At 64.4% G+C, this 25,321-nt stretch carries 23 protein-coding genes; 13 read left to right on the forward strand and 10 right to left on the reverse strand.

Annotated features, from left to right (window positions below; all coding sequences use genetic code 11):
• Positions 1-107: 107 nt before the first annotated feature.
• Positions 108-425: a hypothetical protein gene (locus H3H36_RS20960; protein WP_182220034.1), complete on the forward strand. Its 318-nt coding sequence runs from the start codon at positions 108-110 to the stop codon at positions 423-425.
• Positions 426-533: 108 nt separating this feature from the next.
• Here H3H36_RS20960 and hslO read toward each other — a convergent pair whose 3' ends face one another.
• Together hslO and H3H36_RS20970 are read right to left on the reverse strand one after the other, a co-directional pair.
• Entirely contained in the window at positions 534-1,481 is a 948-nt protein-coding gene (hslO, locus tag H3H36_RS20965) for an Hsp33 family molecular chaperone HslO (protein ID WP_182220035.1), read from the reverse strand.
• Positions 1,482-1,486: 5 nt separating this feature from the next.
• Positions 1,487-2,011, reverse strand: a complete 525-nt coding sequence (locus H3H36_RS20970; RefSeq protein ID WP_182220036.1) for a gamma carbonic anhydrase family protein — start codon at positions 2,009-2,011, stop codon at positions 1,487-1,489.
• A gap of 192 nt (positions 2,012-2,203) precedes the next feature.
• Between H3H36_RS20970 and H3H36_RS20975 the strand changes: the two genes are divergently transcribed.
• The 11 genes from H3H36_RS20975 to H3H36_RS21025 all read left to right on the forward strand — a co-directional run bounded on the left by H3H36_RS20975 (position 2,204) and on the right by H3H36_RS21025 (position 13,882).
• Complete coding sequence (locus tag H3H36_RS20975; protein ID WP_182220037.1) at positions 2,204-3,082, forward strand: alpha/beta fold hydrolase; 879 nt, start codon at positions 2,204-2,206, stop codon at positions 3,080-3,082.
• Between the two features lie 1,228 nt (positions 3,083-4,310).
• The gene (ltrA, locus tag H3H36_RS20980; RefSeq protein WP_182220038.1) at positions 4,311-6,014 is read left to right on the forward strand and encodes a group II intron reverse transcriptase/maturase; all 1,704 of its coding nucleotides are present in this window, start codon (positions 4,311-4,313) and stop codon (positions 6,012-6,014) included.
• Between the two features lie 121 nt (positions 6,015-6,135).
• Positions 6,136-6,969 carry a 3',5'-nucleoside bisphosphate phosphatase gene (locus H3H36_RS20985; protein ID WP_182220039.1) on the forward strand — a complete coding sequence of 278 codons (834 nt, stop codon included), beginning with the start codon at positions 6,136-6,138 and terminating at the stop codon, positions 6,967-6,969.
• Between the two features lie 82 nt (positions 6,970-7,051).
• Entirely contained in the window at positions 7,052-7,933 is an 882-nt protein-coding gene (gene htpX / locus H3H36_RS20990) for a protease HtpX (RefSeq protein WP_182220040.1), read from the forward strand.
• 42 nt (positions 7,934-7,975) lie between these two features.
• Positions 7,976-8,602 (forward strand): L-threonylcarbamoyladenylate synthase, encoded by a 627-nt coding sequence (locus H3H36_RS20995; protein ID WP_182220041.1) that lies wholly within the window; start codon positions 7,976-7,978, stop codon positions 8,600-8,602.
• A 106-nt stretch (positions 8,603-8,708) separates the two neighbouring features.
• Positions 8,709-9,365 carry a site-2 protease family protein gene (locus H3H36_RS21000; RefSeq protein WP_182220042.1) on the forward strand — a complete coding sequence of 219 codons (657 nt, stop codon included), beginning with the start codon at positions 8,709-8,711 and terminating at the stop codon, positions 9,363-9,365.
• Between the two features lie 6 nt (positions 9,366-9,371).
• Entirely contained in the window at positions 9,372-10,574 is a 1,203-nt protein-coding gene (locus H3H36_RS21005; RefSeq protein ID WP_182220043.1) for a tryptophan--tRNA ligase, read from the forward strand.
• Positions 10,571-11,119, forward strand: coding sequence for a class I SAM-dependent methyltransferase (locus tag H3H36_RS21010; protein ID WP_182220044.1), 549 nt, complete (start codon positions 10,571-10,573; stop codon positions 11,117-11,119). Before H3H36_RS21005 ends, H3H36_RS21010 begins: the two co-directional genes overlap by 4 nt.
• Positions 11,120-11,204: 85 nt before the next feature.
• Entirely contained in the window at positions 11,205-12,083 is an 879-nt protein-coding gene (gene dapA / locus H3H36_RS21015; protein WP_182220045.1) for a 4-hydroxy-tetrahydrodipicolinate synthase, read from the forward strand.
• Between the two features lie 92 nt (positions 12,084-12,175).
• The gene (gene bamC / locus H3H36_RS21020; protein WP_229220028.1) at positions 12,176-13,333 is read left to right on the forward strand and encodes an NlpB/DapX family lipoprotein; all 1,158 of its coding nucleotides are present in this window, start codon (positions 12,176-12,178) and stop codon (positions 13,331-13,333) included.
• 189 nt (positions 13,334-13,522) lie between these two features.
• On the forward strand, positions 13,523-13,882 hold the full coding sequence (locus H3H36_RS21025; protein WP_182220046.1) for a hypothetical protein: 360 nt from the start codon (positions 13,523-13,525) through the stop codon (positions 13,880-13,882).
• 248 nt (positions 13,883-14,130) lie between these two features.
• Here the strand turns inward: H3H36_RS21025 and H3H36_RS21030 are convergent, their stop codons facing one another.
• Positions 14,131-14,607: a DUF7931 domain-containing protein gene (locus H3H36_RS21030; RefSeq protein WP_182220047.1), complete on the reverse strand. Its 477-nt coding sequence runs from the start codon at positions 14,605-14,607 to the stop codon at positions 14,131-14,133.
• Between the two features lie 24 nt (positions 14,608-14,631).
• The gene (locus tag H3H36_RS21035) at positions 14,632-15,753 is read right to left on the reverse strand and encodes a cupin domain-containing protein (RefSeq protein ID WP_182220048.1); all 1,122 of its coding nucleotides are present in this window, start codon (positions 15,751-15,753) and stop codon (positions 14,632-14,634) included.
• Positions 15,754-15,866: 113 nt separating this feature from the next.
• Here H3H36_RS21035 and H3H36_RS21040 point away from each other — a divergent pair, with 113 nt between their 5' ends.
• The gene (locus tag H3H36_RS21040) at positions 15,867-16,406 is read left to right on the forward strand and encodes an FKBP-type peptidyl-prolyl cis-trans isomerase (protein WP_182220049.1); all 540 of its coding nucleotides are present in this window, start codon (positions 15,867-15,869) and stop codon (positions 16,404-16,406) included.
• 53 nt (positions 16,407-16,459) lie between these two features.
• On the opposite strand, the gene H3H36_RS21045 is transcribed toward H3H36_RS21040, so the two are convergent.
• The 6 genes from H3H36_RS21045 to H3H36_RS21070 form a co-directional block, all read right to left on the reverse strand.
• Entirely contained in the window at positions 16,460-17,452 is a 993-nt protein-coding gene (locus tag H3H36_RS21045) for a hypothetical protein (protein ID WP_229220029.1), read from the reverse strand.
• Between the two features lie 50 nt (positions 17,453-17,502).
• Positions 17,503-20,184 carry a DNA mismatch repair protein MutS gene (mutS, locus tag H3H36_RS21050; RefSeq protein ID WP_182220050.1) on the reverse strand — a complete coding sequence of 894 codons (2,682 nt, stop codon included), beginning with the start codon at positions 20,182-20,184 and terminating at the stop codon, positions 17,503-17,505.
• A gap of 123 nt (positions 20,185-20,307) precedes the next feature.
• Positions 20,308-21,015 carry a DUF4386 domain-containing protein gene (locus H3H36_RS21055; protein ID WP_182220051.1) on the reverse strand — a complete coding sequence of 236 codons (708 nt, stop codon included), beginning with the start codon at positions 21,013-21,015 and terminating at the stop codon, positions 20,308-20,310.
• Positions 21,016-21,194: 179 nt separating this feature from the next.
• Positions 21,195-22,403 carry an MFS transporter gene (locus H3H36_RS21060; RefSeq protein ID WP_311196668.1) on the reverse strand — a complete coding sequence of 403 codons (1,209 nt, stop codon included), beginning with the start codon at positions 22,401-22,403 and terminating at the stop codon, positions 21,195-21,197.
• Between the two features lie 374 nt (positions 22,404-22,777).
• Entirely contained in the window at positions 22,778-23,575 is a 798-nt protein-coding gene (locus H3H36_RS21065) for a sulfite exporter TauE/SafE family protein (protein ID WP_182220052.1), read from the reverse strand.
• A gap of 73 nt (positions 23,576-23,648) precedes the next feature.
• The gene (locus tag H3H36_RS21070) at positions 23,649-25,319 is read right to left on the reverse strand and encodes a bifunctional protein tyrosine phosphatase family protein/NAD(P)/FAD-dependent oxidoreductase (RefSeq protein ID WP_182220053.1); all 1,671 of its coding nucleotides are present in this window, start codon (positions 25,317-25,319) and stop codon (positions 23,649-23,651) included.
• Positions 25,320-25,321: the final 2 nt, after the last annotated feature.

Raw genomic sequence — 25,321 nt, forward strand, 5'->3', positions numbered from 1 at the left:
TGACGGTCGCTGGAGGCGCTATTCCAAACGTCCCTGTCCACGGCTGGACAAGCGGGCGGGGCGCTCGTACACTGCGCCCAATAACTTTCAAGCAAGGCGGGGGAGCGATGCGCGCGACGGGGATGCTGGCGGTGGTGGTGGCGATGGCGCTGACGGGATGCTACACGGTGGACCAGAACCGTTTTTCCACCTTCGTGGCCGGCACGGTCACGCCCGGCATGCCCATGGAGCAGGCGCTGGTGCGCATGACAGCGGAGGGATTCTATTGCGACGGCAAGGCGGCGCCGCCGGCCATCGTGTGCACGCGCAGCCAGCAGCGGATCTTCCCCGGCAGCTGCATCGAGCAAGTGAACCTGAGCCGCGCCGGCTCAGGCAAGACACTGGGCGCGGTCGATATCGCGCCCATCAAATGCGTGCACTGGTAGTGCCTTGGAAGTTGTTTCAAAATGACCATGGCTAGGCGTGGTGCCGAAGACAGTGCGCCTGCACGGCAAGGCGCCACAACGACGCCATGGGCTTTTTGACATGACTTCTTAGTGCTTGGCCTCGCCGGCCGGGATCAATACTTCGACTGGCACATCGCTGGTGAACAGCTGGGCGCAATCGACCCGGTCGTATTCGTAGTGCTGGCCGCAGAAGTCGCAGTGCACGCCCACGTGGTCGAGCTCGGCGAGCACGCCGTCGATTTCCTCCTGGCCCAGCATCTTGAGCATGTTGCCCACTTTTTCGCGCGTGCAGCTGCAGTGGAATGACGGGTGCACGGGATCGAACACGCGGATCGTCTCCTCCCAGAACAGGCGCTGCATCAGCACGGCGATGGGCGTTTCCAGCAATTCCTCGTGCTTGAGCGTGGAACCGAGGATCACGGCGCGGTTCCACGTTTCCAGCGCATCTTCCTGCGACAGCGGTACGGCTTCCGCCTTGCCGCCGTGGTAGGGCAGCTTTTGCAGCAGCAGGCCGCGTGCCACCTCGTCGCTGGTGGCCAGCCACAGCTTGGTGTCGAGCTGTTCCGAGCGCAGCATGTAGTTCTCGATCACGGTGGCCACGTCCTCGCCGTCCAGCGGCACGATGCCCTGGTACGGCTGCTGGCCCGGCACCTTGTCGGCCGGATCGAGCGTGATGGCGAAGCGGCCCTTGCCGTGTTCGTTGAGCAGCGCCTTCAGGCCGGCATCGTCCGCGATGGCGGCGTCCGGCGCCAGCTTGGCCGTGGCGCGCAGGCGCAGCTCGGCGTCGCACTCGACCACCAGCAGGCGCACCGGGCCGTCGCCATGGATCTGCATGACGATGGAGCCGTTGAACTTCAGGTTGGCCGACAGCAGGGCCGCGGCGGCCACCATTTCGCCCAGCACGCGCTTGACGGGTGCCGGGTAGTGGTGGCGCGACAGCACCTCGCGCCAGGTGGCGGAAATGTCGATGAATTCACCGCGCACGGCGGCGTTTTCAAAGATGAATTTCTGCAGGGTGTCCGGGGTGGTACTCATGTTTCTTATCCAATCTTGTTAAGTTGCGTCTTGAACATCTGGCCGCGCTGGACATAGTTGTCCGCGTTGCCTTGCAGACGCTCGATTTCTTCCGCCGTCAGCGTGCGCACGGCCTTGGCCGGGGCGCCGATGATCAGCGAGTAATCCGGGAATTGCTTGCCTTCCGTGACCAGCGCGCCGGCGCCCACCAGGCAACCCTTGCCGATCACGGCGCCGTTCAGCACCACGGCCTGGATGCCGATCAGCGCGCCATCGCCGATGGTGCAGCCGTGCAGCATGGCCTGGTGGCCGATGGTGACGTTGCGGCCCACCGTCAGCGGATAGCCCATGTCCGTGTGCATGATGGTCGATTCCTGTACATTGCTGTTCTCGCCGATCGTGATGCGCTCGTTGTCGCCCCGTATCGTCACGCCGAACCAGACGGAGGCGTTGTCCTGCACGGTGACCTTGCCGATCACGCTGGCGGTGTCGGCGATGAAGGCGGATGCGGCGATCTCAGGCGTATGTTCGCCCAGTTGGTAGATAGTCATGGGATACCTTGGTTGAGAGCAACGGGATGGCGCTATTTTACGCTGTGGCCACCCGTTCCCGCTAAAAAACGGCCGATAACGCGATCAGACCGGGCCCGCGTACGTGTTGCGAACGGTCGTGCTATTATTTTGTTTTCTGGCCGGCAAGCCGCCCATATTGCGCCCCGCGCACTCTTTTCAAGGCAGATCATCATGCATACAGCATCCCGCTCCGAATTCCTGACCGTGCGCGGCCTGCGCTACCACGTGCGCCACTGGGGCCGGGTGGGCGCGCCCAAGATCGTCATGGTGCATGGCTGGATGGACGTGTCGGCCTCATTCCAGTTCGTGGTCGACGCCTTGCAGGGCGACTGGCACGTGATCGCGCCGGACTGGCGCGGCTTCGGCCTGTCCGAACGGTCCGGCGCGGACACCTACTGGTTCCCCGACTACCTGGCCGACCTGGACGCCATCCTGCGCCACTACGCGCCCGACGAAGCCATCAACCTGCTGGGCCATAGCATGGGCGGCAACGTGGTGGGCCTGTACGCGGGCGCGCGGCCCGAGCGCATCCGGCGCCTGATCAACCTGGAAGGCTTCGGCCTGCGCGCCAACCGGCCCGAGCAGGCGCCCAAGCGCTACGCCAAGTGGATGGACGAGATGCTGGAACCGCCTGTCATGCGCGGCTACGCCTCGCTGGACGCGGTGGCGGCCCGGCTGCAAAAGACCAATCCGCGCCTGACGGACGCGCGTGCCGCGTTCCTGGCCCAGCACTGGTCGGCCCAGAACGACGCGGGACAGTGGGAGATCCTCGGCGACCCGGCCCACAAGCGCATGGGCCCGCTGCTGTACCACGTGGAGGAGGTGATGGCGTGCTGGAAAGCCATCACGGCGCCCGTGCTGTGGGTGGAAGCGGTGCACACGAATATGTGGGACTGGATGGGGCCGAAGCCCGAGGCGCGCATCGAGATCGACCGCCGCCTGGGCCACCTGGCCGACGTAACGTGCAAGATGATGGACGATGCGGGCCATATGCTGCACCACGACCAGCCCGAAGTGCTGGCCCGGATGATCGAGGAATTCCTGGCCTGACGTGAACGTGAGCAAGTGTTACGCCAGCTCTAACGGGAGCGTGACAAGCAGCGTACAATGAACCTTTCCGGTGCGACACGTCGTCGCGATCGCCGCTTTCGCGGCAAAGTGTCAAAGTAGTAACTAGTAACCAAAAAGCTGTATCCATCCTGCAAGCCTGGCGGTAAGTCTCTGATTTGACTACGTTAAATCTGAAAACGAGACTGGCAATAAACACCGTGGGCTCCCTAATTGCGTCTGCAATTTCGGACAAAAGCAAACAATCGCACTGTTCAAAAAGACTTGGCTGGAGAGGTTGAAATCACGGTTTCACCGGGACTTCAACGCCATTTACCCCAGTTTTCCGCTCACAAGGCGGACATTGCGTTGCCTATGTACAACAGATTCCAAGAATTTTGAGGAATTTTTGAACAATCGGATTCCTGGAAATCAGGATATTCAAGGTAGGTCGTTTCGGACCTTGTCAAAACAGAATGGAACAGTAAGATCGCGCAAACTCTGAGATGCCTTGTCACACTTTACGACTCTGAATTCGGACTTTTGATTTCTGGAAGCGTGATGCTGTGACCGGGTGTACGACCACTTGTCACCTAGTCGGACATGCGTCTCTGGTAACGGAGAGGTGTGAAGCTCTGATAACAATGTACCCCCGCGCAAGCGGCGGGCCCACCATGTGAATGGTGGGTCTGGAAACTGCCAGCAGCGAGGCGGTGAAGGGGCTAGGTGAGGCTGCATGGGTAACATAAAGTGAACTGACGTTTGAACCCTCGTGATCATTGACAGGCCCAAGCTGCTGTTGGCCTGAACCAAAAGGTACGTGGTTGGATATCTCCGTCGAAAGTGGGGATACGTCGTCTTCAAACCACCGGGGGAAAGTCAGACCCTAAACAGTCATGTACGGCGCAATTTGGCCGTGCGGGTATCTCAGGGAACGTGGTAAGCCCAATCCGCCGCTACTCAATTCATCGGGAAGCAAGTAACCCGCAAGGGAAACTCATGGCGCAGTGGGTATGGGAGGATGGAAAAAGCGAATGTCCCTCTGTAATGGAGGGGATAGGGATTCAAAATTTGTCCCACCGTGAAAACGTGCAGACTTCCATCTGGTGCAATAGTCGTAACCGACTACATAGACAAAGTCGTTCTTATTTAAATAGCCCCGAAGGGATGCAGTCTTCCCTTCGGGGGAGCACTGCGTCCTCGACGAGCATCACTACGACGAGGTTCGGCAATGAGAGTAATCGATGGCAATGCAATCGATTCTGCGTCCTCACACGCTCCCACTGAATGGGCTGCCATCAACTGGCGGCGCGTTCAGAAGAATGTGAGAGTCATGCAGATCCGATTAACGAAGGCAACACAGGAAGGCGATTGGCGCAGGGTGAAATCTCTGCAACGATGGCTGACCCACTCGTTCAGTGCGAAAGCGCTGGCTGTAAAACGAGTGACTGAAAATCAAGGCAAACGTACCACAGGCGTAGACCGGCAGTTATGGGAAACGCCGTCGCGGAAGTTCGCGGCGATTGCGCAGTTGGAAAAGCGTCAGTATCGGCCCCTACCACTACGGCGGGTCTATATTCCAAAGGCCAATGGAAAGGAACGCCCGCTGGGCATTCCGACCATGAAGGATCGAGCTATGCAGGCGTTGCATTTGCTGGCGCTTGATCCGGTACTGGAAACGGTGAGTGACCCGAACTCCTATGGGTTTCGGAAAAATCGCTCGACGGCTGATGCAATGAGTCAGATATTCGTAAGAATGTCCCAGAGGACTTCGGCCCAATGGGTATTGGATGCGGATATTGAAGGCTTCTTTGACAACATCAATCACGACTGGATGATCGACCATGTCCGCATGGATAAATCGATACTTCGGAAGTGGCTGAAGTCCGGGGTGGTCGACTGGGCGCAATTGCTGGCAACCACAGCCGGAACGCCGCAGGGCGGCATTATCAGCCCTGCACTGGCAAATTGGACGCTGAATGGACTGGAAACGGAACTGATCGAACACCTCTGTGTACGCTTCGGGCCGTCGAAATTCCAGAAGCTAAAAGTTGGTGTCATACGATACGCGGACGATTTCGTGGTGACCGGCGCTTCACAAGAGCTGCTGGAAACAGAAATCCGACCATGGATAGAAGCATTCCTTGCACGGCGAGGCCTGCGGCTATCGCAAGCCAAGACGAAGATCGTACACATCGACCAAGGTTTTGATTTTCTGGGGTGGAATTTCCGGAAGTACGAGGGAAAATTGCTCATCAAGCCGAGTAAGAAAAACGTGAAGGCGTTTTATGAAAAGCTTAGGAAAATCATCGGCGAACAGTTGATGGCAAAGCAGGAGGATTTGATCCGGCTGCTGAACCCGATGCTGCGGGGCTGGGCGCAATATCACAGTCCCGTGGTGGCCAAACAGGCGTTCTCGTACATGCAGTCGTTGATGTTCTGGCGGCTGATGCGGTGGGCCAAGCGCAGGCATCCAAAAAAGCCTACTGATTGGATTCGCAAGAAATACTGGCGGAAGATCGGTGACCGGAGTTGGGTGTTTGCTGTGGACGTCGCCACTAAAGAAGGCGGTAAAGGTGTGATGGAACTGTATTCGCTCGCGGGTACGACCATCGAGCGGCACAGGAAGATCAAAGGGGACTATCATCCTTATGATCCGCAATGCGAGGAATACGGCGAAGCCCTCCGGCAGGAACGCATGCTGAAAAGCATGAGTTACCGAAAGGAATGGGCAAAGCTGTATTTCGATCAACGTGGCCTGTGCGCTTTGTGTGGGTACGAGATGAATCTGGACACAGGATGGCACGACCACCACATGGAGTACCGTGTGATGGGAGGTTCTGATGCTCTAGGAAATCGCGTACTATTGCACCCCAATTGCCATAAACAAGTGCATAGTCTTGGATTGAAAGTTGTTAAACCGGTTCCTGTATAGGAACTTTTATTAAGCTTGAGCCGTGTGCGGTGAAAGTCGCAAGCACGGTTCTTAGGGGGGAGGGGTTCTGGTAACAGGCCCTTCCTACCCTCCTACTGTTGAAGCAAGGCCTGGTTTTCGTATGTTAAAAGTCGATCTGCACTGCCATTCCAACGTCTCCGACGGCGTGCTCGCGCCGGCCGCCGTGGCGGCCCATGCCCGCAATGCGGGGGTCGACGTGTGGGCGCTGACCGACCATGACGAAGTCGATGGCGTGGCCGCCGCCCGCGTCGCCGCGCAGGACTTGGGCATGCTGTTCGTGTCCGGTGTCGAGATTTCCATCACCTGGGCCAGGGAGACGGTGCACATCGTCGGCCTGCAGGTCGATGAAACCAACCCGGCCCTGCTGGCCGGCCTGGCCCGCACCCGTTCCGGGCGTGACGCGCGCGGGCGCGAGATGGCGGCCCAGCTGGCCGCCGTCGGCATTCCGGATGCCTACGAAGGCGCGCTCAAGTACGTGGGCAACCCGGACCTGATGTCGCGCACCCACTTCGCCCGCTACCTGATCGAAATTGGCGTGTGCGCCAACGTGCCCGACGTGTTCAAGAAATACCTGACCGAAGGCAAGCCCGGCTACGTGCCGCACAGCTGGGCCAGCCTGTCGGACGCCGTCGGCTGGATACGGGGCGCGGGCGGCATCGCCGTCATCGCCCATCCGGGCCGCTACAAGTTCAACCAGATGGCGCAGGGCGTGCTGTTCGACGAATTCAAGCAACTGGGCGGCACGGCCATCGAAGTGGTAACGGGCAGCCACACGCCGGACCAGTACGCCGTCTATGCCCAGCTGGCCAACCAGTACGGCTTCCTGGCCTCGCGCGGCACGGACTTCCATGCGCCGGGCGAGGCGCGCGTCGATTTCGCGCTGCTGCCGCCGCTGCCGGCCAATGTGACGCCGGTCTGGCATGACTGGTTTTGACGGCCGATTGTAACTATCAGCTTGTTTTTCCTGGTGATCGCCCGTATCTTAGGATTTCGGCATTGACATCAGGGAAACCCACATGAAACGCATCTTCCTGTTTATCGCCACCAACCTCGCGGTGCTGTTGGTGTTGTCCATCGTGCTGTCCGTGCTGGGCATCGGCCGCCCTGGCGCCAGTGGCGGGCTGGACCTGGGCAACTTGCTGGCGTTCTCGCTGGTGGTGGGCTTTACGGGCGCCATCTTTTCCCTGTTGATCAGCAAACCGATGGCCAAGTGGAGCACGGGCGCGCGCGTGATCGACACGCCGTCCAATTCCACCGAACTGTGGCTGGTCAACACGGTCAAGGCGCTGGCCGAGCGGGCTGGCGTGGCCATGCCGGAAGTGGCCATCTACGCGGGCGAACCGAACGCCTTCGCCACGGGGGCATTCAAGAATTCGGCGCTGGTGGCCGTCTCCACCGGCTTGCTGGAGAGTATGAACCGCGACGAGGTGGAAGCCGTGCTGGGCCACGAGATGGCCCACGTGGCCAATGGCGACATGGTGACCATGACCTTGATCCAGGGCGTGGTCAACACCTTCGTCGTGTTCCTGGCCCGCGTGGTCGGCTATGTCGTCGACCGCGTGGTGCTCAAGGGCGACGACGAGCGGCGCGGCCCCGGCATCGGCTACACGGTCACCGTGTTCGTGTGCGAAATCGTGTTCGGGCTGGCGGCCTCGCTGATCGTGGCCTGGTTTTCGCGCCAGCGCGAATTCCGCGCTGACGCCGGTTCGGCCCGCCTGCTGGGCAGCAGCCTGCCCATGCAGCACGCGCTGGCCCGCCTCGGGGGCATGGAGCCGGGCGCGTTGCCGCAATCGCTGTCGGCGTCCGGCATCACGGCCGGTGGCGGCTGGGGCGCGCTGTTTTCCACCCATCCGCCGTTCGAGCAGCGGATCGCGGCCTTGCGTAGCGTACAATTGTGAGAAATCAACAGCGCGGCGCCTGAGCGTCCCCATGACCGGCTTATGAGTCAATTCTTCCAGATTCACCCCGACAACCCGCAGCAGCGCCTGATCAAGCAGGCCGCCCAGATCATCCATGACGGCGGCATCGTCGCGCTGCCCACGGACTCGTGCTACGCGCTGGTGTGCCATCTGGACGACAAGTCGGCCGTGGAGCGCTTGCGCCGCATCCGCGGCATCGACGAGAAGCACCACCTGACCTTGCTGTGCCGCGACCTGAGCGAGATCGGCGTCTACGCGCGCGTGGACAACCGCCAGTTCCGCCTGCTCAAGGCCGCCACGCCGGGCCCGTTCACCTTCATCCTGGAAGCGACCAAGTGCGTGCCGCGCCGGCTGAGCCACCCGTCGCGCAAGACGATCGGCCTGCGGGTGCCGGAAAACGCCATCGTGCAGGCACTGCTGGAGGAGCTCAAGCAGCCGCTGCTGGGCACCACCTTGATTCCGCCCGGCGATGACGACACGCCGCTGACGGACGCCGACGACATCCGCGAGAAGCTGGAAAAGCAGATCGAACTGATCGTCGATGGCGGCGCCTGCAGCCTGGAGCCCACCACCGTGATCGACCTGAGCGGCAACGAGCCGGAACTGGTGCGCCAGGGCCGGGGCGATGCGGCCGTGTTCGGCCTGTAGTGGACACCTGCCTGGGCGCCCAGCCCATCCGCCGCGCCGGGTTTAACCCCGCCTTAAGGGGCGCCCGCTCCCATGGCGCCATCGCCGCTCTGATAAAATCCACCCCATGAACGATTACCAAACCATCCTGGTGTACGCGCTGCCGGTGCTGTTCGCCATCACGCTGCACGAAGCGGCCCACGCCTACGCGGCCCGCTATTTCGGCGACAGCACGGCCTACCTGGCCGGGCGCATGAGCATGAATCCCCTCAAGCATATCGATTTGCTGGGCACCATCATCATCCCCATCATGCTGTACCTGGCCACGGACGGCAAATTCGTGTTCGGCTACGCCAAGCCCGTGCCGGTGGACTTTTCCGCCTTGCGCAACCCGAAAAAGCAGATGGCCTGGGTGGCCCTGGCCGGTCCGGCCGCCAACTTCGTGATGGCGCTGGGCTGGATGATCCTCAGCTATCTGGAGATGGGCGCCGGCGTGACGGAGCCGTTCTTCGTGCGCATGGCGCAGGCCGGCATCCTGACCAATATCCTGATGTTCGCCTTCAACCTGGTGCCGATTCCGCCGCTCGACGGCGGCCGCATCCTCACCAGCGCGCTGCCGCACGCGATGGCCTACAAGTTCGCCCGTATTGAGCCATATGGTTTTTACATCGTATTGGCCTTGATATACTTCAAAATTCTCAATTTCTTCGTCGTGCCGCTGGCCATGCTGACGGAATTCGTCCTGCATACGCTGCTCACGCCGCTTTCTTTCCTTTTAAGTTGACCCATTATGTATCCTGATCGCGTCGTTTCCGGCATGCGCCCCACGGGCGCCATGCACCTTGGTCACTACCATGGTGCACTGAAAAACTGGATCAAGATGCAGTCCGAACTGCCTTGCCTGTTCTTCGTGGCCGACTGGCATGCGCTGACCACCCATTACGACGATCCGTCCATCATCGAACGCAGCACCTGGGACATGCTGGTGGACTGGCTGGCGGCCGGCATCGACCCGTCGCAATCGACGCTGTTCATCCAGTCCAAGGTGCCCGAGCATGCCGAGCTGCATTTGCTGCTGTCGATGGCCACGCCGCTGGGCTGGCTCGAGCGCGTGCCCACCTACAAGGACCAGATCGAGAACCTGGCCAACCGCGACCTGGCCACCTACGGCTTTCTCGGCTACCCGCTGCTGCAGGCGGCCGACGTGCTGATCTACCGCGCCAGCCAGGTGCCGGTGGGCGAGGACCAGGTGCCCCATATCGAGATGATGCGCGAAATTGCGCGCCGTTTTAACCATTTGTACGGCAAAGAGAAGGGCTTCGAGGAAAAGGCCCAGGAAGCGGTGAAGAAGCTGGGCAGCAAGCGCGCCAAGCTGTACAACGAGCTGCGCACGGAATACCAGCAGGACGGCAAGGACGATGCGCTGGAGCAGGCCAAGGCCATGCTGGACGACGCCCAGAGCCTGTCCATGATCGACCGCGAACGCCTGTTTGGCTACCTCGAAGGCAGCCGCAAGCTGATCCTGGTCGAGCCGCAGGCCCGTTTGACGGCCGCCTCGCGCCTGCCGGGCCTCGATGGCCGCAAGATGTCCAAGAGCTACGGCAACGCCATCGCGCTGCGCGAAGACAAGGACGTGGTCACGAAAAAAGTGCGCACCATGCCCACCGACCCGGCCCGCGTGCGCCGCACGGACGTGGGCGACCCGGCCAAGTGCCCGGTGTGGCAGTTCCACGAAGTCTATTCCGATACGGCCACCAGGGAATGGGTGGTCAAGGGCTGCAAGTCGGCCGGCATCGGCTGCATCGAATGCAAGCAGCCGGTGATCGACGCCATCGTCAAGGAACAGGAACCGATGCACGAGCGTGCCCAGCAGTACCTGGACGATCCGTCGCTGGTGCGCGCCATCGTGGCCGACGGCAACGACGTGGCCCGCAAGCTGGCCCAGGAAACCATGCGCGACGTGCGCGAAGCGATGGGCCTGGCGTACGCATGAGCGAACTGGTCTCCGCCTGGGTACGCCGCTACGCCCCGCTGATCCCGGGCGGCGAAGTGCTGGACCTGGCCTGCGGCAGCGGCCGCCATGCGCGCTACCTGGCCGCGCTCGAGCATGCCGTCATCGCCGTGGACCGCGACCCGGCCGCGCTGGCCGCCGCGGCCGGCCCCGGCATCGTCACCTCGGAAGTGGACCTGGAGGCCGAGGGCGCCGTGTGGCCGTTTGGCCCTGGCCGCTTCGCCGGCATCGTCGTCACCAATTATTTGCACCGTCCGCTGCTGGCCGCCATGGTGGGCAGCCTGGCGCCGCATGGTGTGCTGATTTACGAAACCTTCGCCGACGGGAACGCCCAGTTCGGCAAACCATCCAATCCCGCTTTTTTGCTGCAGGCGGGCGAACTGCTGGAGCTGGCGCGCGACCACGAGTTGCGCGTCGTCGCGTTCGAGGATGGCGTGGTTGAAGCGCCTAAACCTGCGATGGTGCAACGCCTGTGCGCCGTCAAGCAGGACTTTCCCCGCGTGGCGGCCCTGTTGCCGCCATTTTGAACAGTGATTTGTAGGTGGCGATGCACCACAGGCGCGGGCTATCGTCTACAATCGTTGTTTTAATCCTTTATGCAATTGGTTTCCTATGATTAAGGGCAGCATAGTAGCAATCGTCACCCCGATGCACGCAGACGGCAGTCTGGACTTCCCGGGGTTGAACAAGCTGATCGACTGGCACATCGCCGAAGGCACGGATGGCATCGTGATCGTCGGCACCACCGGCGAATCGGCCACCGTCACCGTGGAAGAACACTGCGCGCTGATCAAGGCCGCGGTTGACCATACCAAGGGCCGCATCCCCATCATCGCCGGCACCGGCGGCAACTCGACCGCAGAGGCGATCGAGCTGACCCGTTACGCCAAGCAAGCGGGCGCCGACGCCGCGCTGCTGGTGGTGCCGTACTACAACCGTCCTACCCAGGAAGGCATGTACCAGCACTTCAAGGCCATCGCCGAAGCCGTGGACCTGCCCATCATCCTGTACAACGTGCCTGGCCGCACCGTTGCCGACATGAGCAACGACACCATCCTGCGCCTGGCCGCCATCCCCAATATCGTCGGCGTCAAGGACGCGACCGGCAATATCGGCCGTGGCCTGGACCTGCTGCGCCTGGCGCCCAAGTCGTTCGCCGTCTACTCGGGCGACGATCCTTCGGCCATGGCCCTGATGCTGGCCGGCGGCAAGGGCAATATTTCCGTGACGGCCAACGTGGCCCCGCGCGCCATGCACGAGATGTGCAAGGCCGCCATGGAAGGCGACATCGCCAAGGCCGTGGAGATCAACAACAAGGTGTTCCCGTTGCACCAGAAGCTGTTCATCGAACCGAACCCCGTGCCCGTCAAGTGGGCGCTGGCCGAAATGGGCATGATGCCGGCCGGCATACGCCTGCCGCTGGTGCCGCTGGCTGGCGAGTACCACAACGCCGTGCGCGCGGCGCTGCGCGAAGCGGGCATCCTGCCGTAAGCGGCCGTTCGCCGTCCGCGAACCGCTTGCCGCAAGCGGTTCGCGCTCAATCCTGATCCCAGCTGTCATCCAGCTTCTTAACCAGTAACGACATGACTATTCGCAAGACAGCATCTATTTCCTCGCAACGTGCCCTGATCGTGGGCGCCTTGATGGCCAGTTTGACCGGTTGCGGCATGATCGGTTCCGTTGTCGGCAATGACAAGGTGGACTACAAGTCCGCCAAAAAGGCCAGCACGCTCGACGTGCCGCCGGATCTGACGCAATTGCAAAAGGATAACCGCTACTCGCTGCCTGATTCGGCCAATGGCGTGGCCACCGCGTCCGGCTACAACGCCCAGAAGGGCAACGGTCCGGTCGCCTCCGTGCAAGCTGGCACGGCCGTGGCGCCGACGTCGATGAACGACATCCGCGTGGAGCGCGCCGGCAACCAGCGCTGGCTGGTGGTCAAGCAGACGCCCGAGCAGCTGTGGCCGCAACTGAAGCAGTTCTGGGAAGATTCGGGCTTCACGCTGGCGCTGGACATGCCGACGGCCGGCATCATGGAAACGGAATGGAACGAGAACCGGGCCAAGATTCCGCAGGACTTCATCCGTAACACGGTGGGCAAGGTGTTCGATTCGCTGTATTCGAGCGGTGAGCGCGACAAGTTCCGCACCCGCCTCGAGCGTGCCGCCGACGGCAGCACCGAGATCTACATCAGCCACCGCGGCGCCCAGGAAGTGGTGACGGGGGCCCAGAAGGAAACGACGATGTGGACCGCCCGTCCCAACGATCCGGGCCTGGAAGCGCAATTCCTGGCGCGCCTGATGACCAAGCTGGGCAGCACGGAAGACGCGCAAGCCAAGACGGCCGTCTCCAACGCCATCGTCCAGCCGCAGCACGCTTCGCTGGTGGGCGCGGGCGCCGACCGTGCCGTGTCGGTGGACGAGGGCTTCGACCGCGCCTGGCGCCGCGTGGGCCTGGCGCTGGACCGCGCCGGCTTCACGGTGGAAGACCGCGACCGCACCCAGGGCATGTACTTCGTGCGTTATGTGAGCCAGGAGGCCGGTGAAACCAAGGGCTTCTTCAGCAAGCTGTTCAGCTGGGGCGAATCCGAGGCGGACAAGGAAGCGCAGCGCTACCGCATCGCCGTCAAGGCCGGCGCGGGCAACGACAGCCTGGTCACGGTGCTTAACAACGCCGGCAAGCCGGAAACGGGTCCGGTGGCGGAAAAGATCCTGACCCTGCTGCACGAGCAATTGAAATAATATTCACCGTTAGCCAGTCCCGCGCGCGAGCGCGTGGCTGGCCAGCCACCGCAACCGGCCGCTGGCCGGTTTTTTTGTACCCAGCCGCATTGCCGGCCTTGATTATGAAACTGGCTGAACTATATTGAAGGCATGACGTACGGCAATGGCATTTGTTTGGACGAAAAAAAAACCGGCCCATGAGCCGGTTTGCTGAAGTCCAGGCGTAAAAAAACCGGCCCGAAGACCGGTTTCTTTACACAAGCTGATTACTTCGAAGCAGCGGAAGCAGCCGAAGCAGCCGAAGCGGCAGGAGCAGCAGCGTCCGAAGCGGCAGGAGCAGCCGAAGCGGCAGGAGCAGCAGCGGCGTCCGAAGCGGCAGGAGCGGCAGCAGGAGCGGCGGCAGGAGCAGCGGCTTCAGGAGCGGCTACTGGAGCAGGAGCGGCAGGAGCTTCTTCTTTTTTCGAGCAAGCAGCCAGAGCAACAGCCAGCAGGGAGACGATCAGCAGGGATTTTTTCATGGGGTTTTCCTTAATTAATTCAAAATTAAAAACAACATTGTTGCGATGAATAATTACCGGTAATTATCGCTCATTAGGTCGTCTTCGAAGGCTTTTCGTACCATAAGGTGCCTGCCAGACAACGGAAACTTCCTAACCGAATATTATAGCGATTTTTGGTGCGTCGCAATAGCGCAATCAATCGTTTTTTATAACTATTTTGCGATATCGCAACATTTCGTTTCAAACCCCGTGGAACGGAATTATCACCCGTTACCGGCATCCACACGCGCACCCGGTATTTTACCTTGATCTGGCTCACAATCCAGTTGTACTTGCATGTAAACCGGGCGAAGATTCCTGCCAGATGGCAATAAAGCGTTCCGCGCAGACTTGTATGTCGGGCGGCGAACCGAATACGGCCTCGCCGCGCAGGTGGCCGGCGTGGAAGCGGCGCACCTGATCCTGGCCGTCGGCGATGCAGAAGGAATCGGTCAGCTGGCGCAGGTTCTTGTGGGTCAGCCGGCATTCGATGGCGTGGCCATACTCCTTGAGCAGGCGCAGGAAGCGCGGCGCGTCGCGCTCCAGGTGGGCATTGCTGTGGGCGATCAGCTGCAGCTTGCCGCCGCCGCCGAGAAACTGGCGCAAGATGGCGTCCGTGGCGCTGCTGCCCAGTTGCCACAGCGCGAAGTCGGGGTCGAACAGCTGCAGCTGGAGGCGGGCCCGGGACAGGCACAGCTGCAGCAGCTGCTCGAATTCCAGGCGGGTCGAAAACGCGCGCGTTTGCTTGTCCACGGAGCCTCCCAAGTGACGGGCCGGTCAGCCCAGTTCGATCCAGCCGTCCTGATACCAGGTGTAGAGCGCATCCATCACGTCGTCCGACGCATCGGCGATGGCCGCGCCATCGAGCGCGCGCTGGTTGGCCAGCGCTTCGAGCGTGACCTTGTCGGCGCGGCCGATGGCGAACGATTCGCCGTTGATGAACACGTGCTTGCCACGGTACAGCATTTGCGTCTTGCGCGACAGTACCAGGCCTTTCTTCGCGGCGGCCTCGGCGAACTTGCCCACCGTGAGCGGCTTGGCCGGCCCCGTGAAGAACACGTTGTGCTTGGGCTCGGACAAGTGCTCGCCGAGGAAGATGGTGACATCGTCGTCCGTGAAGCGCACCTTGTTCAGCTCGTCGGCGATGGTGGCGAGCATGTGGCGCGGGATTTCCGCCGGCTTGCTGGTCGCTTCCAGCTCGGGATCGGCGTAGCGGCCCGGCAGGTCGATCGAATCGGCCATGAATTGCAGGAACGCTTCGCCCAGCTCCTGGTAGGACGGCGAGCGGAAACCGATGGAATAGGTCTGGCAGTCGCCGATGGCCACGCCGTCGTGCGCGTAGTGGGGCGGCAGGTACAGCATGTCGCCCGGCTCGAGCACGAATTCCTCGTTCGGCTTGAACTTGGACAGGATCTTGAGCGGCAGGCCGTCGATCAGGCTCAAGTCCTTCTGCGGGCCGATGCGCCAGCGGCGCTGGCCCTGCGCCTGCAGCAGGAACACGTCATACGAATCGAAATGGGGGCCGACGCCGCCGCCGTCCGTGGCGAAGCTGATCATCAGGTCGTCCAGCCGCGCGTCGGGCAGGAAGCGGAACTGGCGCAGCAGCGCGTCGGCCTTGGCGTCGTGCAGGTTGACGCCTTGCACCAGCAGCGTCCATTCCTTCTGGGTGCGCGGCGGCAGGTGTTCGAGCGGGCCGTGCTGCAGGTTCCAGTGGCCGCCGGCGGCCGTCACCAGGCGCGATTCCACGTGGTCCTTGGTGGCCATGGCTTGCAGCGCGTCCAGGCTCACCAGCGGCTTGAAGCCGGGGATGGCCTGACGGATCAGCAGGGGTTTTTTGTGCCAGTATTCGCTGAGGAACTGGGCGGGCGTGATGTTGCCGAGGAGAGGTAATTTTTTCATGCCCCATTATAACAACCGGGCCCGTGCGGCGGCGCCTTCGCGACGCCGCTTTTGCGGCGGGCGGCCAGGCAAGGCTGTATAATCTGCCTGCTCATTACAGAAAGGATACAACAATGAAGATTGCCAAGAACATGGTCGTGACTGTGAACTACAAACTGTCCGACGCGCAGGACAATCTGATCGAAGACGGCCGCGAGCCCATGGTTTACCTGCACGGTGGCTACGAGAACACCCTGCCCAAAATCGAAGAAGAGCTGGACGGCAAGGAAGTGGGCTATGCGTCCATCATCCAGATCGAGCCGGAAGACGCGTTCGGCGACTACGATCCCGCCCTGGTCAAGGTGGAAGACCGCAGCCGCCTGCCCGAGCCGCTGGAAGTGGGCATGCAGTTCGAAGGCATGCCCGACGGCGCCGACGAAGAAGCCATGATCTTCACCGTGACCGACATCGCGGAAGACAAGGTGGTATTGGACGGTAACCATCCGCTGGCCGGCATGGCGCTGCGCTTCTCGCTGAGCGTGGCCGAAGTGCGCCACGCCACCGAGGAGGAAATCGCCCACGAACACGTGCACGGCGCCCATGGCCACCACCATGATGACGAGGGCGACGAAGGTGAAGAGGGCGATCACGTCGCCATCCACCCGATCCACTGACACCGCGGGCCATCGCCACATCGGCCGCCACGCGCGGCCATGCGGTGATTGGTTTATTGTGGCGCCGCGTCCGCGTTGCCGCCCTTGACGACGAACAGGGTGGCGGCGCCGGGCGCGATGCGCACCTCGGCCCAGTCGGCGGCCAGGCTCAGATGCCCCACCTTGCCGTGCCAGTTGATGGCCGGCTCATTGCCCGTACCCTGGGCATCCACCAGCAGCACCGTTCCCTTGTATTGCTCCGCCAGGTTGCGTATCTGCCGCCGTGGTTCGGCATAGCCATCCTGCTTGGGCAGGAAACCGGACAGCAGCGAGAAGCTGCGCTCCGCCTGCACGCCCACGTCACCATCCGAGAACAGCACCAGGCCAATCAGCTTGCGGTGCTCGGCCAGCGCGAACAGCCGGTGCAGCCAGGCGCGGTTGGCCACCAGCCGGTCCTCGTATTCGCTGTTGCGGCCGGCCTCCGGGCGGAAGTGGTTATTCTTTGCGGGCAGGTTGATGGTGGCGAACAGCACGTTGCCATACTCCCAGTGCGCGTTCTCGGCGTAGCTGCGGAACTTGGCCGTGCCGGACTGGCGCGTGAGCGTCAGGCGCCGCCCGCCCAGCGACTGGCTGTCGGTAAACAGCAATTCGCGCAGCCGGTTCAGGCGTTCGATGGCGTTGGAGCGGCCGGCCGAATTGAGGCACTCGGTCCAGTCGCTGCCGGCCAGCGACACGATCAGCGGCACTTCCACGTCGTTGAACAGCTGGCGGCGCTGGCCATACAGCTTGTCGCTGCAGGGTTCCGCGGTGGCCTTGAGGCCGGTGGCGACGATGAAGGCGGGCGCGGCGGCGCCCGCGTCGGCAAGGGCGCGCCGCAGCATGGCTTCGTCGCTGCCGCTGTCAACACCGCCGCTGTCGCGCCAAATGTGACCGATTACGCTGAACTGGAACGGTGCGCCGCGCGTGCCGGACGCCGGATGGGAGGCCGAGGCCGGCGTCGCGCGGCCACCAGCCCATGCACCCGGCGCGGCACCGGCGAAGGCCAGCGCCACCAGCGCGGCCTGCATTGCCCGCGTAGTGGACCATGGGCGGCGGAGTGGCGAGCCGGCGCGCGACATCATGCCAGGGCCGGTTGCGCCAGGCGTTTGATTTCGTACAGGCGCTCCAGCGCTTCGCGCGGCGACAGCGCGTCCGGGTCCAGCGCGTCGAGTGCGCCCAGCAGGGCTTGCACGGCCGGGTTGTCTGCCGCCGGCGCCGGCGCCACCACTTCGTCGTCGGCGTCCACGGCCGGCGCGGCGAACAGGTCCAGCTGGGGCGTGGCGTCCAGCGCCTGCGCCTCCAGCCGCGCCAGGTGCTTGCGCGCGGCCCGGATCACGGGCTGCGGCACGCCGGCCAGTTGCGCCACCTGCAAGCCGTAGCTCTGCGAGGCCGGGCCGTCCTGCACGGCGTGCAGAAACACGATGCTGTCCTTGTGCTCCACGGCCGACAGGTGCACATTGGCCGCCGTCGGATGGCTCTCGGGCAGCTGGGTCAGTTCGAAGTAGTGGGTGGCGAACAGCGAGAAGCTGCGGCTGGTGTCGATCAGGTGGCGCGCGATGGCCCAGGCCAGCGCCAGGCCGTCGAAGGTGGAGGTGCCGCGGCCCACTTCATCCATCAGCACCAGCGAGTGTTCGGTGGCGCCGTTCAGGATGGCGGCCGCCTCCGTCATCTCCACCATGAAGGTGGAACGGCCGCCGGCCAGGTCGTCGGTGGCGCCGATGCGGGTGAAGATGCGGTCGATGGGGCCGATCACGGCGCTGGTGGCCGGCACGTAGCTGCCCACGTAGGCCAGCAGCGTGATCAAGGCCACCTGGCGCATGAAGGTCGATTTACCGCCCATGTTGGGGCCCGTGATCAGCAGCAGGCGGCGCTCGTTGACGAAGCGGCAGTCGTTGGCGATGAAGCGCTCGATCTGGTTTTCCACCACCGGGTGGCGGCCTTCCGTAATGTTGATGCACGGTTCGGCCACCAGTTGCGGCGCGCACCAGTTGTGGCGCAGCGCGTGCTGGGTGAGGGCGGTCAGCGCGTCGAGCCGCGCCAGCGCCTGCGCGATCGTCTGCAGCGTGCCGATGTGCGGCGCCAGGTCGGCCAGCAGCTGGTCGTACAGCAGCTTCTCGCGCGCCAGCGCGCGGTCCTGCGCCGACAGCGCCTTGTCCTCGAACGCCTTCAGTTCCGGCGTGATGTAGCGTTCCGCGTTCTTCAGCGTCTGGCGGCGGCGGTAGTCGTCCGGCACCTTGGTGGTCTGGCCGTGCGTGACTTCGATGTAGAAGCCGTGCACCTTGTTGTACTCCACGCGCAGGTTGGCGATGCCGGTGCGGGCCCGCTCGCGCGTTTCCAGGTCGACCAGGAACTGGCCTGCGTTCTCCGACAGGGCCCGCAGTTCATCCAGTTCCGCGTCGAAGCCGCGCGCGAACACGCCGCCGTCGCGCACCATGGCCGCCGGTTCCGGCGCCACGGCGCGCACCAGCAGGTCCAGGCAGTCGGCCGGGGTGGACAGGGCGGCATGGGTTTGCGCCAGCAGGCTGTCCTCGCCGCCGGTCAGGCTGCGTTGCATGCCGTGGCGCAGGGCCGGCAGCTGCTGCAAGCCGTCGCGCAGGCTGGCCAGGTCGCGCGGGCGGGCCGACAGCAGCGCGATGCGGGTGGTGATGCGCTCGATGTCGGGCACTTGCGCCAGCGTGGCCGACAGGGCGCCCGTCACATCGCTGGCGGCCAGCGCGGCTATGGCCTCGTGGCGCGCACGCGCCACGCTTTGCGCGCGCTGCGCGTGGTGCAGCCAGTAGCGCAGCAGGCGCGAGCCCATGGGCGTGCGGCAGTGGTCGAGCAGCGAGAACAGGGTGGGCGATTCCTGGCCACGGATGGTTTCCGTCAGTTCCAGGTTGCGGCGGGTGGCCGCGTCCAGGCCGATGAATTCGTTTTCCGTTTCCGTCGTCAGGCTGCGCACGTGCTGCAGGCCGCGGCCCTGGGTAGCCTGGGCGTAGCGCAGCAGGGCGCCGGCCGCGCCGAACGCGGCGCCCAGGCCGTCGGCGCCAAAGCCCGTCAGCGTGGCCACGCCCAGCTGGTCCAGCAGCGCCTTGTGGCCGCTGACCACGTCGAAATGCCAGTCCGGCACGCGGTTGACGTGGCAGATCGTCGTTTCCTCGAACAGGTCGGCGTTATCGCCGCGCAGGATCTCGGCCGGCGCGATGCGTTCCAGTTCCTGCTGCATGCGGGTGTTGACGGTGTGGCTGTCGCCGGAGAATTCCATCAGCCTGAGCGCGCCGCTGGCCAGCGACAGCCACGCCAGGCCGGCCGTGACCACTTTGCGCTGGCTGATCAGGCACATGGCCAGCAGCGGGCGTTCCGCCTTTTCCGGCAGCAGGTCGGCATCCGTCAGCGTGCCGGGGGTGACCACCCGCACCACCTTGCGCTCGACCGGGCCCTTGCTGGTGGCCGGGTCGCCGATCTGCTCGCAGATGGCGCACGACTCGCCGATCTTGACCAGCTTGGCCAGGTAGCCTTCCAGCGAATGGAAGGGCACGCCGCACATCTTGATCGGCTGGCCGCCCTGCGAACCGCGCGCCGTGAGCGTGATGCCCAGCAGGCGCGCCGCCTTCTCCGCGTCTTCGTGGAACAGCTCGTAGAAGTCGCCCATGCGGTAGAACACCAGCATCGTCGGATGCTCGGCCTTGATGCGCAGGTATTGCTGCATCATCGGGGTCACTTTCTCGGCGGGACTGTTCTTGACGGCGGCGGCGTTGATTTCGGTCGGGACGGTGGTCATTGGTTCTTTTTCGGCGGTGCGATGAGTCTGGTTTGCGGCAGCGCAGGCTGCCGCGCGATGAACCCTGCATTTTACCGCGTTCGGGAACCGGATAGGCGTTGGCGCACGCAACCCCTGTCACCGTCAGGCGGCCCGTGCGCGCGGCATGGCCGCCAGCCGGGGCCGCGCACCCAGCACCAGTATCCACAGCATGAAGGCAACCTCTCCCAACTGGCAGGGGAAGGCGAAGTTGGCGACCATGTCGTTGTACTGCGGCAGCAGCAAGCCCGTCAAGCTGAGCGCCAGGTAGGCGACGCCGTTGATGGCCAGCCACACGGCCACGAAGCGCGCGATGAAGCCGCAGCGGTACACCAGCAGCGCCAGCGGGAACAGCCACAGGCCCCAGAAGATTTCCGACGCAGAGGTCATCAGGCCATGCATGCGCAGGAACAGCATGGCCAGGCCAGTGCGCTGGGCCTGGTCGAAGCCGGCCAGGAAGTCGGCCCCGTGGGCCAGCAGCAGCGCGGCCATGTCGTTGAGCGCGTTGAAGAAATACAGCGGCGTGTCCATAAAGCCCAGCATCAGCATCAGCAAGGCGACGTGGCGATCGGTATCCTTGAACAAGCGGTACAAGGTGTAGGTCAGCAGCAGGCTGATGGCCGCTGTCACCAGGTCGCCTGTCAGGCCGAGGCGAAACAGCATGTCATGGGTGGCGATGTTGTTGATCGTCGCTGCCGCGTCACCATCGACGAACAGCTTGCCGGGAATGTAGATCAGGCGAAATGGCGCGATCAGGATGAGCAGCAAATAGACCAGGCCGGCGATACGGGTGTTCTTGTTCTTCGTATTCATGCGTTCTCCAGTTGCGCTGTGTTGGCAGGGCGGGGCGGTCAGCTGGCGATCGCCATCCATGCGTTCGTGTATCCATGTCACGTGTAAAGAATATCTGACACGTGATAGATGTGCAACGCATATTTGATGCAAATTCGATCAATTTTTGGCGGCGGTCAGGATGGGCCGTTGCGACGGCGTCAATGCGGGTGTTGGCGGAAGCTGCGCCAGATGGCCAGGTCGTAAGCGATCTTCAGTATGCCGCAGGCCACCAGCGGCGCGGCCAGCAGGCCGCTGGCGAACAGCGCGCCGCCGATGCCGGGTGCGGCGGCCGAGGCCAGGCTCTTGGGCACCAGCGTGAAGCTGGCCGCCGCCGCCCGTTCTTCGGGCGTGACGACGGCCATCACGAACGCGCTGCGGGCCGGCACATCCATTTGCGACAGCAGCGAACGTGCGATCAGCAGGCCGAGCGCGACGGACAGGCCGGGTGTGAACGCGGCCGCGATCAGGCACATGCTGGCCGGTATGTGCGTGAACACCATGGTGTTGAGCAGCCCGATGCGCCGCGCCAGCAGCGGCGCGGCCAGCTGCGACGCGGCCGAGCACAGGCCGGACCAGAAGAAGAACTGTCCCGCCGCCGCCAGCGACAGGTGGAAACGCTGGAACAGCCAATACGCCAGCAGCGCGTTGACCACCAGCCCGCCGGCAAAGGAGTCCACCGAGAACAGCGCGGCCAGGCGGATCACGATGGCGCGCGATGGACCCAGCGGCGCCGGCGCCTTGTGCCTCTCCTCGTCCGGTTCCGGCAGGTTTCGATAGAGGAGCCACACCATGCAGCCGATCAGGCCATAGAGCACGAACATGCAGCGCAGCGCGGCCAGTGTCGACAGGCCGGTCCACGCTGCGATCCGCGCCGGCCACGTGGCGGCCAGCGCGCCACAGGCCGACAGCAGGGAACCTAGCAGGCTGTAACGGGCAAACAGCGCCGTGCGCGCTTCGCCTTCGGCTGCCTTCGCAATGCGCGCGTGCTCGAGCGGCAGGAACAGGCTCACGTCGCCCGCGCTGGGATTGAGGGTGCCGGCAAAGGCCACCAGCAACAGCGGCCAAAAAGAGGAACTGGCGGCGAAGGCGAAGCCGGTGGCGGCCATCAGCATGGCTGCGCCCGGCAGCAGGCGGCCATGGTGGACGTGGTGTCCCCAAGCGCCGATGGCCAGCGTGGCCAGGGCCGACCCGAGCAGGGTGGCGGTGGCGACCAGGCCCACGGTCCAGGTGCCCAGTCCCAGCGCGATCAGATAGGCGGGCAGCAGCACGGCCACGTAGCCGTCGGCGAAGGCGCGCAGCGCCCGGCCTTGCAGCAGGGGGCGGGCGGCCGCGCTGGCGCCGGCGGGCAGCAGCAGGCGCGGAATCACGGCTGTCGCGGGCCGTGCGCCGGGACGGCTGCCGTTGCCTGCGCATCGATGTTGCTCATCATTGGCCTCGCTTGGATGTCGATCGGTGTCCAGCTTGCAGGTTGACTAATTTGATCCAGCGTGTCAATGTTGGTCAACGTACAACACGAGGCGCTGCTTGCGCGCCGTCCCGCTCCCCATGGAAACCACCCTGCACCTCGTTTGCGGCAAGATCGCCGCCGCGGAATTCGAGCAGATCACCTGCTATTTCGTGCCGCCGACCGAGGGCGAGGGGCTGCACATCGTGCGGGTTGGATAGGCCGGGATGTGCTGGCCAAGGGCGAACCACGGCGCGCGCGCCAGCCACTTGCCGGTGGCCGGCGCGCGCGATCGACTCAGCCCGCCGCCTTGACGATCATGGCCAGCGCCACGGCCGCCGACAGCAGCGCGAAGCCGCGTTGCAGCACCGGGCCGGCCAGGCGCGCGGCCAGCGCGCGGCCGCCCAGCATGCCGGCGATGGCGCCGGCCGAGAAGGGCAGGGCTACGGCCCATTGCAGGTGGCCGGCCAGCGCGCTGGCCGTCACGCCCGAGATCGATACGAGCGCGATCACGGCCAGCGAAGTGGCCACCACCGACTGCATGCGCAAGTCCGTGTAGCGCTGCAGCGCCGGCACCATCACGAAGCCGCCGCCCACGCCCAGCAGGCCGGACAAGGTGCCGGCCACCATGCCCGTCACCGTCAGCGCCCGCGCGCACGGCGCGGTCCAGATCAGGCGGCCGCGCATGGCGTCCGTCTGGCACGAGGGCGGGATCTCGTGGTGTTCGGGCGACGCGGCCGAGGGCAGCGTGCGCCGATAGCCGCGCCACGCCACGTACAGCAGGATCAGCGCGAAGGCCACGCTGAGCGGGCGGTTCGGGCTGCGCTGCGCCAGCCACAATCCGGCCGGCGCGCACACGATGCCGGCGCCGGCCATCAGCGTGGCGGCGCGGTAGCGCACCGTGCCCGCCTTCAGCCCCAGTACGGCGCCCAGCGCGGCGGCCAGGCCCACGGCCAGCAGCCCCACCGGGCCGGCCTGCGCCATGCTCAGGCCGGCGCCGAACACCAGCGCCGGCACGGCCAGGATGCCGCCGCCAGCGCCCGTCAGGGCCAGGATGATGCCGATGCCCAGGCCCAGCAGCAAAGTGGTCAGCATAGGGTCTCCTTCTGTGTGCACGGCGTGGGGCCGGGCGCGCGGCGCGCCGTCCGCCCGCGTGAGAGGTGCGCGCTCATCGGTCAGTCAGCTCCGGCGTAGCCAGCCACTCATGGCCCTTGAGCATGCCCTTCCAGTACAGCGGCGGCATGATGCGTTCCTTGAGCAGCCACGCCAGGCGCGATGGGCGGGTGCCGTCGATCAGCCAGCGCGGGAAGCTGGGCGCCAGCTTGCCGCCATAGGTGAACTCGGCCAGCACGATCTTGCCCCGTTCCACCGTCAGCGGGCAGGAACCGTAGCCGTCGTACTGGGCCACGCCGTTTTCCCTGCCCATTGCGTTGAGCACGTTGTGCGCCACCACGGGCGCCTGCTTGCGGGCGGCGGCGGCCGTCTTGGCGTTGGTGGTGCCGGCCGCGTCGCCCAGGCCGTACACATTGGGGTAGCGCTTGTGGCGCAGCGTGGCGGGATCGACTTCGACCCAGCCAGCGGCGTCGGCCAGAGGGCTCACGCGCACGAAGTCGGGCGCGATCTGCGGCGGCACGGCGTGCAGCATGTCAAATTCGCGCGTGATCACTTCCTTGCCGCCGTCGGCGCGCGCGCGCGTGAACGTGGCGCGCTTGGCCGGGCCGTCGACGGCCGTCAGCGTCTCGCCCAGGCGCAAATGGATGTCGTAGCGCTGCACGTATTCCATCAGGGCCGGCACGTAGTCGGCCACCCCGAACAGGGCCGCGCCGGCGCTGCAGAAGTCGATGTCGATGCTATTCAGCCGCCCTTCGCGGCGCCAGTAATCGGCCGCCAGATACATCGCTTTTTGCGGCGCGCCGGCGCACTTGATGGGCATGGGCGGCTGGGTGAACAGGGCGCGCCCGCCGCGCAGCAACTGGATCTGCTGCCAGGTGTACGGCGCCAGGTGGTACAGGTAGTTCGACGTCACGCCGTTGCGGCCCAGCGTGTCGGCCAGGCCGTCCACGCCTTGCCAGTTCAGTTTCAGGCCAGGGCACACCACCAGGTGCTGGTAGCGCACCACGCGGCAGCCGTCCAGGATCACGGCGTTGCGTTCCGGCTCGAACGCGGCCACGGCGGCCTTGATCCAGTGCACGCCGCGCGGGATGGTGGAAGCCATGGTGCGCGCCGTGGAGGCGGCGTCGAACACGCCGGCGCCCACCAGGGTCCAGCCGGGCTGGTAGTAGTGCACGTCGGCCGGGTCGATGATGGCCACGTCCAGTTCGGGCGCGCGCGCCAGCAGGCTGGCGGCCGTGGCGATGCCGGCCGCGCCGCCGCCGATGATGACCACGGCGTGTTCCGCTTCCGCCACTTCGACCGGGGTGCGGCCATGGTTGGCGATGCGGCGCACCACGCCTTTCAAATCGTAGCCGGCGGCCGCGGCGGCGGCCAGCAACTGGGGCAGCGGCTGGCTGGCCGATTGCGACAGCGCCCACATGGTGGTCGAACGCATGCCGGTGCGGCAGTAGGCCAGCACGGGCTTGGGCACGCTGGCCAGCAACTGGCCGAAGGCGATGCCCTGTTCGTCGCTGACCTTGCCCGATTCGGCCGGCAGGTAATGGGCTTCGATGCCGTGTTCCTGGGCCGCCTGGGCGATCTGGGCGAACACGGGCTGGTCGCCCGCCTCCCCGTCCGGGCGGTTGCAGATGATGGTGCGGTAGCCTTCGCGCGCCAGTTGCGCCACGTCGGCGGGCTGGATCTGGGGCGCGACGGCCAGGCCGGGCGCCAGTGGTTGTTTGGTCATGG

Origin of the sequence: Rugamonas fusca (assembly GCF_014042365.1) — a bacterium.
GTDB classification, from domain to species: Bacteria; Pseudomonadota; Gammaproteobacteria; order Burkholderiales; family Burkholderiaceae_D; genus Rugamonas; species Rugamonas fusca.